This window comes from Halorubrum trueperi, assembly GCF_042662525.1.
GTDB lineage: Archaea > Halobacteriota > Halobacteria > Halobacteriales > Haloferacaceae > Halorubrum > Halorubrum trueperi.
Genome location: NZ_JBHSXI010000002.1, coordinates 38,338 through 52,710, shown reverse-complemented (window position 1 = coordinate 52,710; position 14,373 = coordinate 38,338). Strand labels below are relative to the sequence as shown.

17 protein-coding genes, 1 tRNA gene and 1 pseudogene are annotated in these 14,373 nt (G+C 54.8%); 9 read left to right on the top strand and 10 right to left on the bottom strand.

The window, feature by feature from the left end:
* The coding region (locus ACFQEY_RS04490; protein WP_379765394.1) for a heavy metal translocating P-type ATPase at positions 1-980 on the bottom strand (980 nt) is incomplete at its 3' end.
* A 315-nt stretch (positions 981-1,295) separates the two neighbouring features.
* Here ACFQEY_RS04490 and ACFQEY_RS04485 point away from each other — a divergent pair.
* A complete protein-coding gene (locus ACFQEY_RS04485) occupies positions 1,296-1,532 on the top strand; it encodes a hypothetical protein (RefSeq protein ID WP_058365397.1) in 237 nt (78 codons plus the stop codon).
* A gap of 21 nt (positions 1,533-1,553) precedes the next feature.
* Here ACFQEY_RS04485 and ACFQEY_RS04480 read toward each other — a convergent pair whose 3' ends face one another.
* From ACFQEY_RS04480 to ACFQEY_RS04470, 3 genes are all read right to left on the bottom strand, one after another.
* Entirely contained in the window at positions 1,554-1,832 is a 279-nt protein-coding gene (locus ACFQEY_RS04480) for a hypothetical protein (protein ID WP_241659219.1), read from the bottom strand.
* Between the two features lie 2 nt (positions 1,833-1,834).
* A complete protein-coding gene (locus ACFQEY_RS04475; RefSeq protein ID WP_144800184.1) occupies positions 1,835-2,836 on the bottom strand; it encodes a cytochrome d ubiquinol oxidase subunit II in 1,002 nt (333 codons plus the stop codon).
* A 68-nt stretch (positions 2,837-2,904) separates the two neighbouring features.
* On the bottom strand, positions 2,905-4,341 hold the full coding sequence (locus ACFQEY_RS04470) for a cytochrome ubiquinol oxidase subunit I (RefSeq protein ID WP_144800185.1): 1,437 nt from the start codon (positions 4,339-4,341) through the stop codon (positions 2,905-2,907).
* Between the two features lie 117 nt (positions 4,342-4,458).
* Here ACFQEY_RS04470 and ACFQEY_RS04465 point away from each other — a divergent pair, with 117 nt between their 5' ends.
* On the top strand, positions 4,459-4,638 hold the full coding sequence (locus ACFQEY_RS04465; protein WP_058365068.1) for a DUF8073 family membrane protein: 180 nt from the start codon (positions 4,459-4,461) through the stop codon (positions 4,636-4,638).
* Positions 4,639-4,958: 320 nt separating this feature from the next.
* The gene (locus ACFQEY_RS04460) at positions 4,959-5,873 is read left to right on the top strand and encodes a cation diffusion facilitator family transporter (RefSeq protein ID WP_058365067.1); all 915 of its coding nucleotides are present in this window, start codon (positions 4,959-4,961) and stop codon (positions 5,871-5,873) included.
* A 38-nt stretch (positions 5,874-5,911) separates the two neighbouring features.
* On the opposite strand, the gene ACFQEY_RS04455 is transcribed toward ACFQEY_RS04460, so the two are convergent.
* Positions 5,912-6,217: a CPBP family intramembrane glutamic endopeptidase gene (locus ACFQEY_RS04455; protein ID WP_080508283.1), complete on the bottom strand. Its 306-nt coding sequence runs from the start codon at positions 6,215-6,217 to the stop codon at positions 5,912-5,914.
* A 30-nt stretch (positions 6,218-6,247) separates the two neighbouring features.
* A pseudogene (locus tag ACFQEY_RS04450) lies at positions 6,248-7,104 on the bottom strand (IS1595 family transposase).
* Between the two features lie 266 nt (positions 7,105-7,370).
* Here ACFQEY_RS04450 and ACFQEY_RS04445 point away from each other — a divergent pair.
* Positions 7,371-7,445: transfer RNA gene (locus tag ACFQEY_RS04445), tRNA-Glu, on the top strand.
* A 155-nt stretch (positions 7,446-7,600) separates the two neighbouring features.
* Here the strand turns inward: ACFQEY_RS04445 and ACFQEY_RS04440 are convergent.
* The 4 genes from ACFQEY_RS04440 to ACFQEY_RS04425 all read right to left on the bottom strand — a co-directional run bounded on the left by ACFQEY_RS04440 (position 7,601) and on the right by ACFQEY_RS04425 (position 10,299).
* The gene (locus tag ACFQEY_RS04440) at positions 7,601-8,158 is read right to left on the bottom strand and encodes a hypothetical protein (protein WP_125919944.1); all 558 of its coding nucleotides are present in this window, start codon (positions 8,156-8,158) and stop codon (positions 7,601-7,603) included.
* 77 nt (positions 8,159-8,235) lie between these two features.
* Positions 8,236-8,514 carry a DUF7521 family protein gene (locus ACFQEY_RS04435; protein ID WP_080508282.1) on the bottom strand — a complete coding sequence of 93 codons (279 nt, stop codon included), beginning with the start codon at positions 8,512-8,514 and terminating at the stop codon, positions 8,236-8,238.
* Entirely contained in the window at positions 8,511-8,888 is a 378-nt protein-coding gene (locus ACFQEY_RS04430) for a winged helix-turn-helix domain-containing protein (protein WP_080508281.1), read from the bottom strand. Before ACFQEY_RS04430 ends, ACFQEY_RS04435 begins: the two co-directional genes overlap by 4 nt.
* A gap of 451 nt (positions 8,889-9,339) precedes the next feature.
* Positions 9,340-10,299 carry a transcription initiation factor IIB gene (locus ACFQEY_RS04425; RefSeq protein ID WP_080508280.1) on the bottom strand — a complete coding sequence of 320 codons (960 nt, stop codon included), beginning with the start codon at positions 10,297-10,299 and terminating at the stop codon, positions 9,340-9,342.
* Between the two features lie 179 nt (positions 10,300-10,478).
* Between ACFQEY_RS04425 and ACFQEY_RS04420 the strand changes: the two genes are divergently transcribed.
* From ACFQEY_RS04420 to ACFQEY_RS04400, 5 genes are all read left to right on the top strand, one after another.
* On the top strand, positions 10,479-11,030 hold the full coding sequence (locus ACFQEY_RS04420; RefSeq protein WP_080508279.1) for a COX15/CtaA family protein: 552 nt from the start codon (positions 10,479-10,481) through the stop codon (positions 11,028-11,030).
* Entirely contained in the window at positions 11,027-11,770 is a 744-nt protein-coding gene (locus ACFQEY_RS04415; RefSeq protein WP_206664949.1) for a DsbA family protein, read from the top strand. The genes ACFQEY_RS04420 and ACFQEY_RS04415 overlap by 4 nt, the downstream gene beginning before the upstream one ends.
* A complete protein-coding gene (locus ACFQEY_RS04410) occupies positions 11,760-12,275 on the top strand; it encodes a disulfide bond formation protein B (protein WP_343771647.1) in 516 nt (171 codons plus the stop codon). Before ACFQEY_RS04415 ends, ACFQEY_RS04410 begins: the two co-directional genes overlap by 11 nt.
* Positions 12,276-12,427: 152 nt before the next feature.
* Positions 12,428-13,000 (top strand): CPBP family intramembrane glutamic endopeptidase, encoded by a 573-nt coding sequence (locus ACFQEY_RS04405; protein ID WP_206668691.1) that lies wholly within the window; start codon positions 12,428-12,430, stop codon positions 12,998-13,000.
* 163 nt (positions 13,001-13,163) lie between these two features.
* Positions 13,164-14,318: a multicopper oxidase domain-containing protein gene (locus ACFQEY_RS04400; RefSeq protein ID WP_058365064.1), complete on the top strand. Its 1,155-nt coding sequence runs from the start codon at positions 13,164-13,166 to the stop codon at positions 14,316-14,318.
* Positions 14,319-14,373: the final 55 nt, after the last annotated feature.

Sequence of the window (14,373 nt, the reverse complement as noted above, 5' to 3'; positions counted from 1 at the left end):
TCGTCCGGCGATAGATCCATCAACTCTTGGAGTGAGTTCCGGGCGCGATCCATCGAATAGCGTTCAAGCAGCTCTGCAATACTGAACAGGAACGTGAGTGTGGCGGCCTCAAAGTAGAGCGCTTCCCCGAAGACGAGGCTGGCGATGATGGCGCCGCTGATGGCAATACTCATCAACAGGTCGATGTCGAGATTCCGGTTCAACGCAGAGTAGTAGCCGTTGCGGAAAATGATCTGGCCAGCGATCCCAACCGCGCCGAGGAACAGGATGTCGGCGACAAGTAACTCGCGCCCGACGAGCTCGGCCACAAGGACGTTCTGGCCCGTAAGGAAGAACTCAAAGAGGAGCCCAAGTGCGACGAGCCCCCCGCTAATCCACGTTTTTATCGCCCGCGAACTTGTCCAAACGTTCTCCCGTTCGTCAGTCGAACTCTCGGCAGTGTTTGCGTCGTTCGCAGTCGAGTCGGTCACTTCGTAGCCAGCACTCTCGATCGCATCAGTGATCTTCGATGGCGAAGTGGAGTCGTCATCGTAGGTCGTCACTACTTTCCCAGTAGTCGGTTGTGTCTCGTAACTCGAGAGCCCCGGGAGATCATCAAGGGCGTTCTCAATTTTTCCCGCACAGGATGGACAGTCCATTTCGGGGACAGTGAACGCCGCGGTTGTCTCGCCCTGGTACTCAACCGTATAGCCCGCTTTTTTGACGCGGTCGGCGATTTCGTCCGGAGATGTTTGGCTTCTCTCATAAGAAACAGAGAGTGTTCCAGTCGTCACCTGTGGGTCAACAGTGGTAATACCATCAAGTTTTCTGACACTATTTTTCACCTTCCCCGCACAAGATGGGCAATCCATCTCGGGCACCGAGAACTGGGCAACATCGTCCCGATTTGACGAGGTCGAGGATACGCTATCAGTGTCCTGTCCGTTAGTGTCATGGTCGTGTTCGTGGTCGTGACCACCTTCTTCTGGTGGTGATGTCATTATGTGAAACGAATGCTCTCAAACTTATTAACCTGGCTGCTATAATACCCCCCAATATTAACAATTCTTATTAAATTCTGTAGTGTAGAATAATAAAAGCGGATGATTTACAGCCAGCCAAGGGACGCACTCGGAGACTTGATTCGAACCTACTCATTGGTGCCTACACTAACAGTAGTCTATCTGATATATGCTCATCCACTATCGGTAGTTCCCATCGTTCCTAATTACGGACTCTGCTTCTGGGAGAAAATGAGATCGACGTCAGAGATCCGTTTGTATATATGATCTGAATTCATATACAGGAATATAACCATGACGTTACTCAAACAGGCGCTTGCGAGGGTCTATGAGTATCGGATGTACTTCCTCGGCGTCTCGGGGTTCGTCATCGCTGGGCTCGCCGTTACCTACGGCGTCCAGACCGAAGACACGGTGGCGGCACTCGGTGCACTCCTGTTTCTGCCGAATGCGGTTGTCCTCCTCGGCATCGGGCTCCGAGAACAAGGATTGATCGGCAATCTATCGCCATCGGGATCCAACCCGGAGTAACGCCCTTCCGACACATTTCTCTTAGTTCGTTTTGACAAGCGTGAGCCGCTGCTGTATCATCTGATCGACGTTGTACAGGAGCACGCTGACCGAGGCGAGGACGGTTCCCAGATAGACGATCAATCCGGGTGGTCCGGAAACCGTTCCACCGAGGGCCGCGCCACCGAGTCCAACAACGATGAGCTCAGCCCACGTCAGCAGAATGCGCGACAATAGCCACGTTCGGTCGGCATCAATCGATTGCTCGTCCGACGCGACGGTGAGCCCTTCCCCGTCGTCAGGAACGTTGGCGTCGACCACTGTCAGTAAGCCTCCTCGGGGGATATGGGACCACTGAACGCCGAGTAGAGCACGACAAAGTAGCTTGCCACCAGCGGCAACAACAGTGCGGCGGCTATTGACATCAGATTCAGCGGGAGCGTCGAGACAATGGTTTCGCTGATCGTTGCTCCAGTTGCTGGGTCGATGGCAGGATACATAATAATCCCCACAACGGCGATCAGCCCGTACGTGAGGACCGCTGCCGCCCCGAGTGCCAGTAGACTCTCACCGCGCCGCATGGCGACGATGTATCCCGCGGTGAGGCCGATCGAAGTCACCACTAACACGACGATGGCCGGATGTAGCAGTGTCAACAGCCCACTGGGCAGTCGCACGGCGAGGATCGCTAGCGTTGCCACCACCGCCACCAAGTAGCCGACGACCGCGAACTGACCGTACGTCGACACCCGCTCGGGCAGATCGAGTGGCGCTTTCAGCCGGAGGAACGCCGCCCCGGAGACGACCGTCAGCAGCGTCAGCGTGAAGCCGACGACGACGCCGATGAGCGAGACGGAGCTCTCGTTGCCGACGAGCCAGTTGCCGGCGAAGACACCGAGCAGGAACGGCGCGAGGACGCTCCCAGCAACGAAGGCGACACTCCACGCCCGCTGCCAGCGCTCGTCATGACGCTGTTCGTACATCTCAGGCGCCAGCCCACGAAGGATGAGCGCACCCAAAATCCCGAACATCAGCAGGTAGTGCCGGCTGAACAGGTTCGCGTAGGCCGCGGGAAAGGCGGCAAAGAGTGTGCCGCCAAAGACGACCAGCCAGACCTCGTTGCCGTCCCAGAACGGACCGACGGCAGCGAGGACAGCCTCATGTTCCCGGTCGGTGTTGAGCAGACCGTAAATCGCCCCTGCCCCGAAATCGAACCCATCGAGAAACAGGAACGTCGCTAGCAGCGTGAAGATGAGACCGAACCACATCTCAGAGAGCGGGAGGCCGAACAGCGGTCCAGCACTGAGCGACTCGACGCTAATCATTGATGATACCTCTCGGCTGTCCGCTAGCAGTATCAATCTGCGTCGACCTCCCCATGACCGTCGGCACGTCAGTCATCGTCGGTACCTCCCGCGGCCGACGTGTCTAGCATAGGTGTGCGGTCGGGACGCTCGCGAAGCTGTTCGCGACCGGGCGGGCCGTTGCGGATGACCCGAGTGATAACGTAGGTATACAGCCCGAGCAACGCAAGGTACACCACGGCGAAGCCAACGAGTGAGATCGTCGCTTCAGTTCCCGTTAACCCGGGTGAGACCGCTTCACTGGTCTTCATCACATCCTGAATGACCCACGGCTGTCTGCCGACCTCGGTGACGATCCAGCCGAGTTCGACCGCGAGGATGCCCAGCAGTGACGAGCCCATCAGTGCCTTGTGTAACAGACCATCATTCAGTAGCTGGCCCTTGTACCATCGGTAGCCACCCCAGAACGATAACAGGATGAACCAAAATCCCAGACCGACCATCGCACGGAAAGCCCAGAAGACGATGGCGACCGGCGGCGCCTGGCTCTCAAAGGTGTTCAATCCACGTATCTCGGCGGTCGGATCACCCCCGCTGGCGAGCCACGACGCGCCACCGGGTATCCCGATGCCGAACAGTTCCTTCGCCCGTGGGTCGGTGATCGAATCGAGGTTCGTCGGGACGGCGATAAGATACTCAGGCACGTAGGAGTCGGTCTCCCAGACGGCCTCCATTGCGGCAAACTTCTGCGGTTGGGTTTCGGCGACCGAGCGGGCGTACATGTCGCCCTGATAGACTTGAAACGGGGCCGTGATCAGCAGAGCGACGAGGGCGATCTTCAGGGTCATCTCCCAGAAATTCACGTTGTCGACATCGATCCCACGAACGTGGTGTTTGAACACGTAGTAGGCGGCGATGCCGGCCATGAAGAGCGCGACCGATTCGACGGCCGCGTTCTGCATGTGGACAAACATGTAGCCGAATCGGGGGTTAAAATACGCTGCAAGCGGATCGACGAGCTTAACGACCGTCTGGCCGCCCTCGGTGACTAGTTCATAGCCACGCGGGGTTTGCATCCATGAGTTCGCGATGAGAATCCACACGGCTGAGAGCCACGTGCCAAGACCGACAGCGACGCTTGAAATGAAGTAGAGCGTGTCATCGACGCGCTCACGGCCGAAAACGAAGATCCCGAGGAACGTCGCCTCTAGCATGAACGCCATCATCCCCTCAACGGCTAGCGGGCCACCAAACAGTTCGCCGGCGGCAATCGAAAACGCCGCGAAGTTCGTCCCGAACTCGAATTCGAGGACGATTCCAGTAACGGTGCCGACAACAAAGGAGATGGCGAAGATCTTGGTCCAGAAGCGACGCAACTGTTCGTACACCGGCTCGCCAGTTCGAATGTCCTTCCATGTAAAATAGATAAGAAACGGGGCTAACCCCATGCTCATCACCGGAAAGATGATATGGACGATTGTGGTGAGGGCGAACTGGAGCCGGCTAGCGATAAGTGGATCGACCATGGCTGAAGGAGTGGCTAACAGCCGATTCTAAAGAACATATCATGTTAAACATATCCGCACCTCCTTCTCGCCGGGAAGCGGCGAACCGTTTATTATGTCGACCGATAACGCCGCCGTATGGATACCCGGCGTGTCGTTCTTGTGCTCGTCTGTCTGGTGACGGCGATCATGGCTATCAGAGGGTTTGTCGCGCTCCAGAACGTGGAGTTCGGCACGGTCGGGCGACAGCTCGGTGTGGGGGCGATCGTCTTCATCTTCGGGATCGCACTTGTCCGTCGATGGGATGAGATCGGGTAATAATTGACGTAGCGTTCGGTGATTCATCAACACTCAACACGGTCCACAATCGGCAGGTCACATCGAGTTAGCGGAGAGCCACAACGGATAGAATTATTAAGATATCAGGGTAATCCTCCGTTGACGTACGAAATCCAGGTTGATAACGGAATAGTTACTGTGACGAGGTGTTCTCTGTCCAAGGATCTAGTCTTTCATATCCGTCCTCCAGGCTCTTCTCCTTCTACAGATGATGCACTGGAGTGTTTCCTTCGTACGGCAGAACCCAAACCTGTGTGTTTAATCTACTAGATTAAGAATCACAATGTAGGTGATTTCGTTTGGGAACTACTCAGAGCCACGACAGCGGACACGGCCATGATAGTGGCGAACGGAGCATCCGGAAATTGGGCGTGGTCGCCCTGATCAACCTCGTCGGCTTCGTGATCGAACTTGCTGGTGGTCTCCTCTTCGGTTCCGTAGCCCTGATCGGCGACGCCTTCCACATGCTGTTCGACGCGCTCGCGTACGTTCTCGCCTTCGGTGCCGCCTACGTCTCACGACGTACTGAACCAGGCGAGTACTGGTCATACGGACTGGACCGTGTCGAGCCGTTCACTGCGTTTCTGAACGGTGTCCTCCTCGTTCCGATGGTGGGATACCTCGTCTGGGAGTCCTATCAGCGATTCCTCAAACCCGTCGAGATCGATCCGTTGATGACAGCAGGACTCGCTACGGGCGGACTGGTCGTGAACTTCGCGTCCGTGTACTACTTACAGGGCGGCGAAATGAACCTCAACGAGAAGGGTGCGTACTACCATCTTATCGGGGATACCGGCGCGTCCGTCGCTGTCATCGTTTCGATGCTCGTTGTTGAGTTCACTGGATCGACACTCGCTGACCCAATCACGGCAGTGTTGATCGCGGTCATCATTATCTGGTCGGCTGTGAAACTACTCCGTGAGAGCGGCAAAATATTCTTCCAGCGGAGTCCGGTTTCCGTCGACGAAGTCGAAACCCGGTTAAAACAACTCGAGGGCGTCGTGGCAGTCGATGATGTACACGTTTGGCAGTTATCGAGTACGATCCGCGTCGCGTCGATGCATCTGAAAGACGATGTCCAGTCACTCGAGGAGCGGGAGAAACTCAAAACACAGGCTGTCGACGTTCTTCACGACGAATTCGACGTTGACCACGCGACTATCGACATGGCTAGTGAATCGAACGAATATGCACAGGTGCCAGAGCATCAGTAAGCGATGACGGCGTGGGACTCACGGTTTCTCTGAGCACTTCACGTTACCTGCAAGTAGAGGGCGGAGAGCAATACGGCATTATACACACCATGGATCACAGCTGGGGTTACGAGGTTCTCCGCATATTCGTAGGTGGCGCCGAGGACGAGTGCGAGAACGAACACGACGGCCATGTAGGTGAGTTGGCCATCACCACTGAGAGCTGTCGTGTGACTCACAGCGAAGATCGCACTCGCAATAACGACTGCACTCCCTGGCCGGAAGGTTTGTCGTAGTGTTCCCTGGATAAGCCCTCGGAATAAGAATTCTTCGCCAGGACCAACGAGCAGTAGTGAGAATGGCACTACGCTCTTGTGACGTAGATTGTTGGTGAGTCAGAGAACTGCTTGGACAATCTCTTTCAGTGCCTCTCGACCCGGTTTATGGAGGATTCGTCGCCGAAGCTGGAGCGGTCTGAGATACGCTGTCAGTTTGTCCTTTGAGACGCCTCGATGCGGCGAGAGCCACCGTCGCGCCAGCGACGCGTGGCTCTCGCACGTGTTCACGTGCGCGTCTCCATCAGCGTACTCGCCGTCATCGTGAATTACTGCTTCTCGGTGGAAGTTCTCGTCATCGTCGAGTGGATCGTAGGCCCGAAATCCGTCAGTATACACGGTCAGCGACTCCTTCTCGTGGTTGCCGAGAAGGAGTCGCACCGTCGCTTCGTCGGCGGATTTCGCCGGAATGACGTATCGCTGACCGCTGCCGCGATCCACGAGGACGAACACGGGTGGTTTGTCTTGATCATACGTTCCGCGTCCGCGTCGAGAGAGGCCGCGAGAGCGCGACCAGCGGTCGCGCTCGCGGCCTTTCAAGCCGGAAGAGACGTAGAACTCGTCAATCTCGACCGGGCCAACGAGAGAGATGTCTGGCGCGTCGAGCGTTCTGGCGAACTGCTCGACGCGCCGGCGAAGTGAACGATACGAAACGTCAATTTCAGCATCTAACTGGCGGATACTCGTGTTGAATCGGAGGAACGAGTAGAACGCGAACAAGAGCTTGTCGAGGCCGATCTTCGCGTGCGCGAAGATCGTGCCAGTCTTGTCGTTGAACGTGCGGTCGCAATCCTTACAGAGATACCGTTGATACTCTCGATAGCTGCCGTGTTTGATCACTGACTCAGACCGGCAGCGGGGGCAACAGAGGCCCTCGCGGCGCTCGCCTCTGAACTCAGCAATTCAAATGGGAACATTGCGTTCGGGTGACGCGTTCGCGTCACCCTTGCCCGCTACGCTTCCACAGCGACAGCTCTACCTGACCAACAATCTACTTCCGAAGAGCGTAAGAGGCAAAGGAGGATACCCAATACGTAGGACACCGACCTCATTTGACGTACCGAACTCGCAAAGTCGGAGTGACCACGGACTCGTTATGTAGACACCATGAGTCGTCTACGGATGTCGAATTCTGTTTCGTAAAGTGATTAGGCTTAACTGGATTCGCCAGTGAGATCAATATGCTCCGTTGGTGTAGCTCGGCCAATCATCTCGGTATCTCACGCCGAGGACCGAGGTTCAAATCCTCGATGGAGCATCTCCAACCCGCTTCGACCCTCTATAGGCCGACCTCATATCTGCCCACTACACGACTAGCTTCACAGAATCGCGTGTTGGGCAGGTATACCTCCGTAGAACTAGTTGCAATCACCAGCCTATGTCTGGTTGCTTTTGCTACCGCGACGGTCGTATTTACCGTAGGCGGAACTCCTTCAAGCACGTTGTCGACGGCAGGTAGATGTCAAGAAAGCCAGTGGCATCCTCGTCATCGCCGATCAGAACGATGATCTTCGTATCACGGTTGCTCAGCTGCGTGAGCGTGTCATCTCTACCCAATTGTGATTCGCCGACGACAACGTCGCCGTTTCGGAGACACTCGAAGACGATTTCGTCGAACACGATGATACCGCGGATCACTGTTTCCTCGATACTCGTTGCGACGGAGAATGGTGTCGCGAACTCGAGTACCCATGGACACCCGATCAAGACACTGACAACGCCGTCAGGACGGCGATCGAGACGCCAGCCCCCATCACGAGCGACCAGCCGCCAGCAATACCGCTCCGCCCACGACGACTGAAAGACCGGACGACCCGGATCGATCGACCCATCGCTGGATGCCGTGGTCTCCACTCTGGTGACCTCAGACCCACGTGATGAGCCGTCAACTCTGCTGGATACACTGTCACTCACCGTGAACACAGCAGCCCCGTTTGTGACGACCGCTCCGCCGACGAGATTGTCGCCCACTCGCTTCAGGGCTGGAAGGTGATTCACCCGCCGTGACTGCTTTCTCGACCGTACATTCGCTCTCGGCAAGATCAGAGCTATTTCTGAATATACAAAGAATACATAATAATCGCGAGTGCGAAAGCGACGAACATACTATTTATGAGGACAACATATGCCAATGAGACAGAGAAGAACTGATTAGCTACACCTGTCAACAGTGCTCCGAGCGTGAGGACACCAAATCCGATACCCAGAACGCGGAGAGAATTCTCACCAGTTCGCCGATAAGCTTTGAACGCGATATAAGTAATTCCACCCCCGAGAATCAGGATTACAAACTTAACTATCGCAATTGCGGGTACAACTTCCTTCATATTTCGTCCCCCATCATTGTCCAGATGTCAGCAAGTCGCTCGTCGGTAGACTGTGATAGCCGCTCGATATTCACCGAAAACTCACCCGTGTCATCCAGGGAAATCATTACGTCATTGAATGACCGCTCGTAGTGAGTGACACGTCCGCCACCGGGATTGATCGTATCCCACTTTCGTACGAGAGCAGCGGAGCTGAGAAGTTCTAATTTGCGATACAACGTCGACTTGGGGATGTCACAGACATCGCTCAATTCGTTTGCAGTCATAGGTTCAATGGTTTCGCGGAGAATGGATCGACACTCAGGATCGTCCAACGCATCGAGGACATCTTGTAACGCCGGTGTGTCCTCAGATGACGCTGAATTGTCTCGCATTGTTCTATTAAATATGTTGGGCGGAATATGGGGTCCAATTGTTCTTCGGGAATGCTCCTGATGGTTCGGATCTAAGACCGGTTGCGATATCCAGCTCATAACAGGTAAGTTGTCGAAAGAATCGCGAGATGAGAGTCGACATAGTGATACTAATAGCGGGGTGTTATAACCTATACTGAGTTTCGGATCGTTGTGCCGTTTCTTCAATGATTTCGGAGAAGCCTCGCCCGAGCGAACTGATGAACTCGTCATTATGAAAGTGGGTACATGTTTGTTCGACAGCAATCAAATGTTTGTCAACTGAATTAACAATATCTATTACGTAAGAAGGTGGCTGGCTACTAACTGTTGTATCTCGATCAATCTTGGTCTCTATCTGAAATTTGCTCATATTAGAATTACGGCTGTGAGTGAATGAAGAGCTGTTTGCTGTCCGAACAGACCCACCCATTCAGGCATGCTTCTCATACACCTCGAGAAGTTCCTGATATCGGTTTTGGATCGTTACTTGGCTGACGTGGGCGATTTCACTTACAGTCTCCTGTGTGAGCTGTTCGTTCGTGAGATGGGTCGCAGCATACAGCGCGGCGGCCGCCAATCCTGCCGGGTTTTTCCCACTGTGGACACCATTATCTGTTGCCACCTCAAGAAGTTCTCTAGAACGTCGTTCTGCTTCATCGCTCACATCAAGCGATGACGCGAATTGTGGAAGATATTGAGTCGGATTTTGCGGCTCGATCTCCAACCCGAGTTCACGGGAGAGATATCGGTATGCTCGCTGGACTCTGATTTTTTTGACACGACTTACGTCGGAGAATTCAGTCAGTGGACGTGGCGTCCCATGCTGTCGAGCAGCCGCATACAACGAAGCCGTTGACATCCCCTCAATCGATCGGCCAGGTAGCAGGTCCTTCTCTACAGCACGCTTATACAGGATGCCGGCAGTTTCTCGGACTGATTTCGGAAGACCGAGAGCAGACGCCATGCGGTTGATCTCACCGAGTGCTTGTTTGAGATTTCGCTCATAGGAATCTTTCGCCCGAAACCGCTCATCCCACATCCGAAGGCGCTGTAGTTGAGCGCGTTTGCGATCAGGAACTGCTTGTCCGTAGGCATCCTTATCCCGCCAACCAATGGTAGTACTCAATCCCTTATCGTGCATCAGATGCGTCGTCGGGGAACCAACACGACTCTTTTCATCACGTTCTTCCGACGTGAACGCACGCCATTCCGGGCCGTGATCGACTCGGCTTTCCTTGAAAATTAACCCACAACCTTCACAAGCCGATTCACCTCCATTGCCCTTCTGAATGATTTGGCCTTGACACTCAGGACACACATTGCTCTCGATACACTCCGAGACCCGCTTGCGACTATCTAACGACTGTTCGTTGCTTTGTTTTTGACACATAATGATAATATTATGGACAGGTTTGCACCTCCAAATCGTGGGTCTTCTTGACAATTCGGAGGGGTGGCTCCGCAATGAACAAGTGGCGGAATCCCACTTAGGGGGAATCCGACCTATACCTTTGTCATCATGCCTTTAACAGCCTTATCGTAATTGGGAGGCATCCCATCAATCGAGATATGGCCCAAAATTCAGCGAACTCAAACTACCTTCGAAAGACGATTTCAGAGGGTCCAGTTAAGTTCGAGCACATCGCCGGCCTGACGCTGGTTCTGACGTACATCGTGATGCTTCTCGGCGCCTATACGAGTGCAATCGGTGCTGGACTCTCTTGCCCCGACTGGCCGAGCTGCTACGGTACCTGGGTACCCTTCTTCCAACCCGATATCATCGCAAATTCACCGTACTCTGCCCTGCAGATATTCGCCGAATGGGCCCACCGGGGACTTGCGATGACTGCTGGCCTCTTCATCGCGGGGACAGCAGTTGGTGCGTGGATTTTCTACCCAGACGATACGTTAGTCAAGTGGTCCGCAACAACGGCACTCATCTTGCTTCCAATTCAGGTCGTACTCGGACGACTGACTGTCACAGAGAACCTCGAACCAATAATAGTCACGACGCACCTCGGAGTCGCTATTCTCATTCTCCTCAGCCTGCTCATGACCGTCCTTACGACCTATCTTCGTGACACACGAGTCGATAAATCCAAAATATGGGGAGAAGCATGACCGATAGCGAACGCATCTCGACTATGCTCACATCATCTGGTGGAGGACATAGACTGTTAACGAGACGTCAGTTCCTCGCGACAAGTGGAGTATTGGCGCTCAGTGGATGTCTCGGTGGCGAAAATAATGAATCAACAAATGCTGCTGTTGATGATGCGGTAGCTAACGCGCCGGACCCAGACGACCCCACATCATCCACATACGCAAGAGCGGGAGCGGCCGACCGACCAACGGTGACCTACTATGGGAACTGGAAATGTCCGTACTGTGCAGACTTCAGCACAGATTTTCTCGGCAATATAGTCACAGACTACGTCGAGCCCGGAGACATCAGCCTACAATTCCGTGCGTTGGCCTACATCGACGGTGAGCCATTCCTCGCCTCTGATGCCCCTCGTGCCGCTCAAGGTGGTCTCGGTGTCTGGAATGTAGCTCCTGAAACCTACTGGCGATACCACGAATACGTCTTCGCCAATCAACCACCGGAGGGTGAGGAATGGGCAACCACTAACAAACTCGTGTCATTCGCTGAGGAGGCTGGAGTAACGGAGACGGAACAGCTCCGGACAAAAATTCAGGAACAAGCCTACGAATCACCGGTTCGAGAGACGAGTCAGGCAGCAGCCGACGCCGGCGTTTCGGGAACCCCCGCCCTTGTGATCGATGGTGAAACAGTCAACCCGCTGAGTGACGAACAACGAACTCGTACCCTTATCGAACAACTCGCAGATGGATCGTGATCGGATCTGGCTCGTATTGGGTAGTGCAACCCTCATCGCCGGGATCGCAACAGCTGGGAGTCTCTGGTTTAGCCTCGGACTGGTACCGTGTGACCTCTGTTGGTACCAACGAATTCTGATGTACCCACTAGTAATGGTTATGGGTGTCGCAGCGATCGAAGCTCGCCCTACTGTTTGGCGGACTAGTATTCCCTTGTCAGTTCTGGGTGGAGTGATCGCAACGTATCACACAGTGTTGCAAGCGCGACAACCACCTGCTCCCTCAAAGGACCGTGTGCCGCTGTACAATAGCAGTTCCTGTAGAAAAGATGACAATTCTGAATCTCTCACTTCTGGCATTCACGCTCATTACAGCCGCAGGAGCTATCTGTATAATTGTATCTGTGAGACAAACGAAGACAAAACCACGCAACCAATGATCAAACCCAATTTACAAGCACAACCCAGTATCAGAACTCGACGTATCGCTTTCACAGATCGATCAGTGACCAGTATTTTCAAATGACAGAATCAACGACACGGATTCAGTCTGTCGGGAGTGCAGTTGGGCTCACGTACGGCTCAACGGTTATCGGGTCGATAATTGTCACCATCGCTGCCGCACTGCTGGGCGCATTCGGGGTCGATGTAACCGCTCGTCCATCGTTGCGCCTCGTAATGAGCACGATCCTATTACAGGGGGTAACATTCGGAGGGCTCTCAATCCTCTATCTCAGATTTCGCGATCTCGACTTCGAATTCGTTTCGCTTTCGATTCCGGACAGGCGGGATATTGCTGTAATCATCGGGGGAATAGGTACACTTCTCGGATTGCTCATTGTCGCATCACGCGTTATCTCCTCACTCGGACTGGAATCGGCGGAAAACCAGGTAGTAACAGTTGGCCAGCAGAATCCGACAGCGTTTCTGATTCTCATCCCTCTATCGTTTCTGCTAGTCGGTCCGGGCGAAGAGCTGTTATACCGAGGACTGGTTCAGGGAACACTTCGAGAAACGCTACATCCAACCCGTGCAATCGTTCTTGCGAGTGCCCTCTTCGCGTCGATCCATCTCTTCTCGTTGAGTGGAGAAGGAAAGCTTGTGTACGTCGGTATCGCATTCGTGCTAGCTCTAGTACTCGGTGCGACCTACGAGTACACCGATAACCTCGTTGTTCCGGCTCTGATTCACGGTGCGTATAATGCGATACAGTTTACGAGCGCATATTTGACGGCCACAGGTGGAATGTAACTGTTTGCTACCCGTTGACCCCGGATACTAGCTCTCGTGACGGAGAACTAAGCGTTTGCTTGCCGGATCCGTCCGGCTGTTACCGAACATGTTAGCGTGCCCTCTCACAGACAGAGATTCTGCAGTCTCCCTTTATCGCGACAGCACAACGTCCAAATGGACCATGACCCGATCTTTCGGTGCCCCTGGAACTGGACTGTCCCGGCGGGAATTTCTCGCTGCAACCGGCGTGACGGGTGTATCGGCGTTGGCAGGCTGTTCATCAAAAACAATTAACGCGCCGACGGCGGCCGCGAACGCCCCGAACGAAGGACAGACGTCGTCTGACCTTCCCTACACCAGTCCTCCAACGGTGGTCAACGTCGACGAGCAGGGAGGTTCCGTAACGATGGGGACGCAGCCGGCGCGACACGCCGTCCACCCGCTCGATTCAATGGGTGGCCCGGTCGAGTTCCCGCGCGTCTGGGCGTGGCAGGCCGACGACAACGACCCGAGCGTTCCGGGCCCGATCCTCCGAACGACCGAAGGTAACGACATGGAAGTGACGCTCGACAACACGAACGGACGCCGGCCGCACACGATCCACTTCCACGGCGTCACGAAGACGTGGAAGAATGACGGCGTTCCGACGTCGACCGGCATCCAAGTCCCGGCAGGCGAGAAACACACGTACGAGATCCCGGCGAACGTTCCGGGGACGCACTTGTACCACTGTCACCTCCAGACCCACCGCCACATCGATATGGGGATGTACGGGATCTTCCGGGTCGACCCCGAAGGCTACGAACCGGCGGACCGGGAATACTTCATGACGATCAAAGACTGGGACTCGCGGGTCCCGAAGAAGTGGGCCGGTGAAGCGGACTTCACGTACGACACGGCCTCGCGCAATCCGGACGTCTTCACCGTCAACGGGAAGAGCGCACCCCGAACCCTCCATCCCGAACAGGGCTCTCCGATCATCGTCGATAAGGGAGATTTAGTCAGAATTCACCTCGTCAACGGCGGGTACATGTCCCACCCGATGCACATCCACAACCACCGCTTCCAGCGCGTCGAAAAGGACGGTGGAGTCGTCCCGGAAGCAGCCCGACACGACATCGACGTCACGAACATTGCCCCCGCCGAGCGGCACACGATCGAGTTCACGGCCGACGCGGACCCCGGCATCTACCTCATGCACTGCCACAAGGTCAACCACGTCATGAATGGGACGTTCTATCCCGGCGGGATGCTTACCGGAGTCGTGTATCGCTCCGTCATGGATTCGGACATCTTCAGCCAGCTCATGGAGTACGCCGGATACGAACCGAACTGATAAGATCGGACATTTTCACAAAACAACCTGATCGGGCTCTCTCCAAAACGTTTTG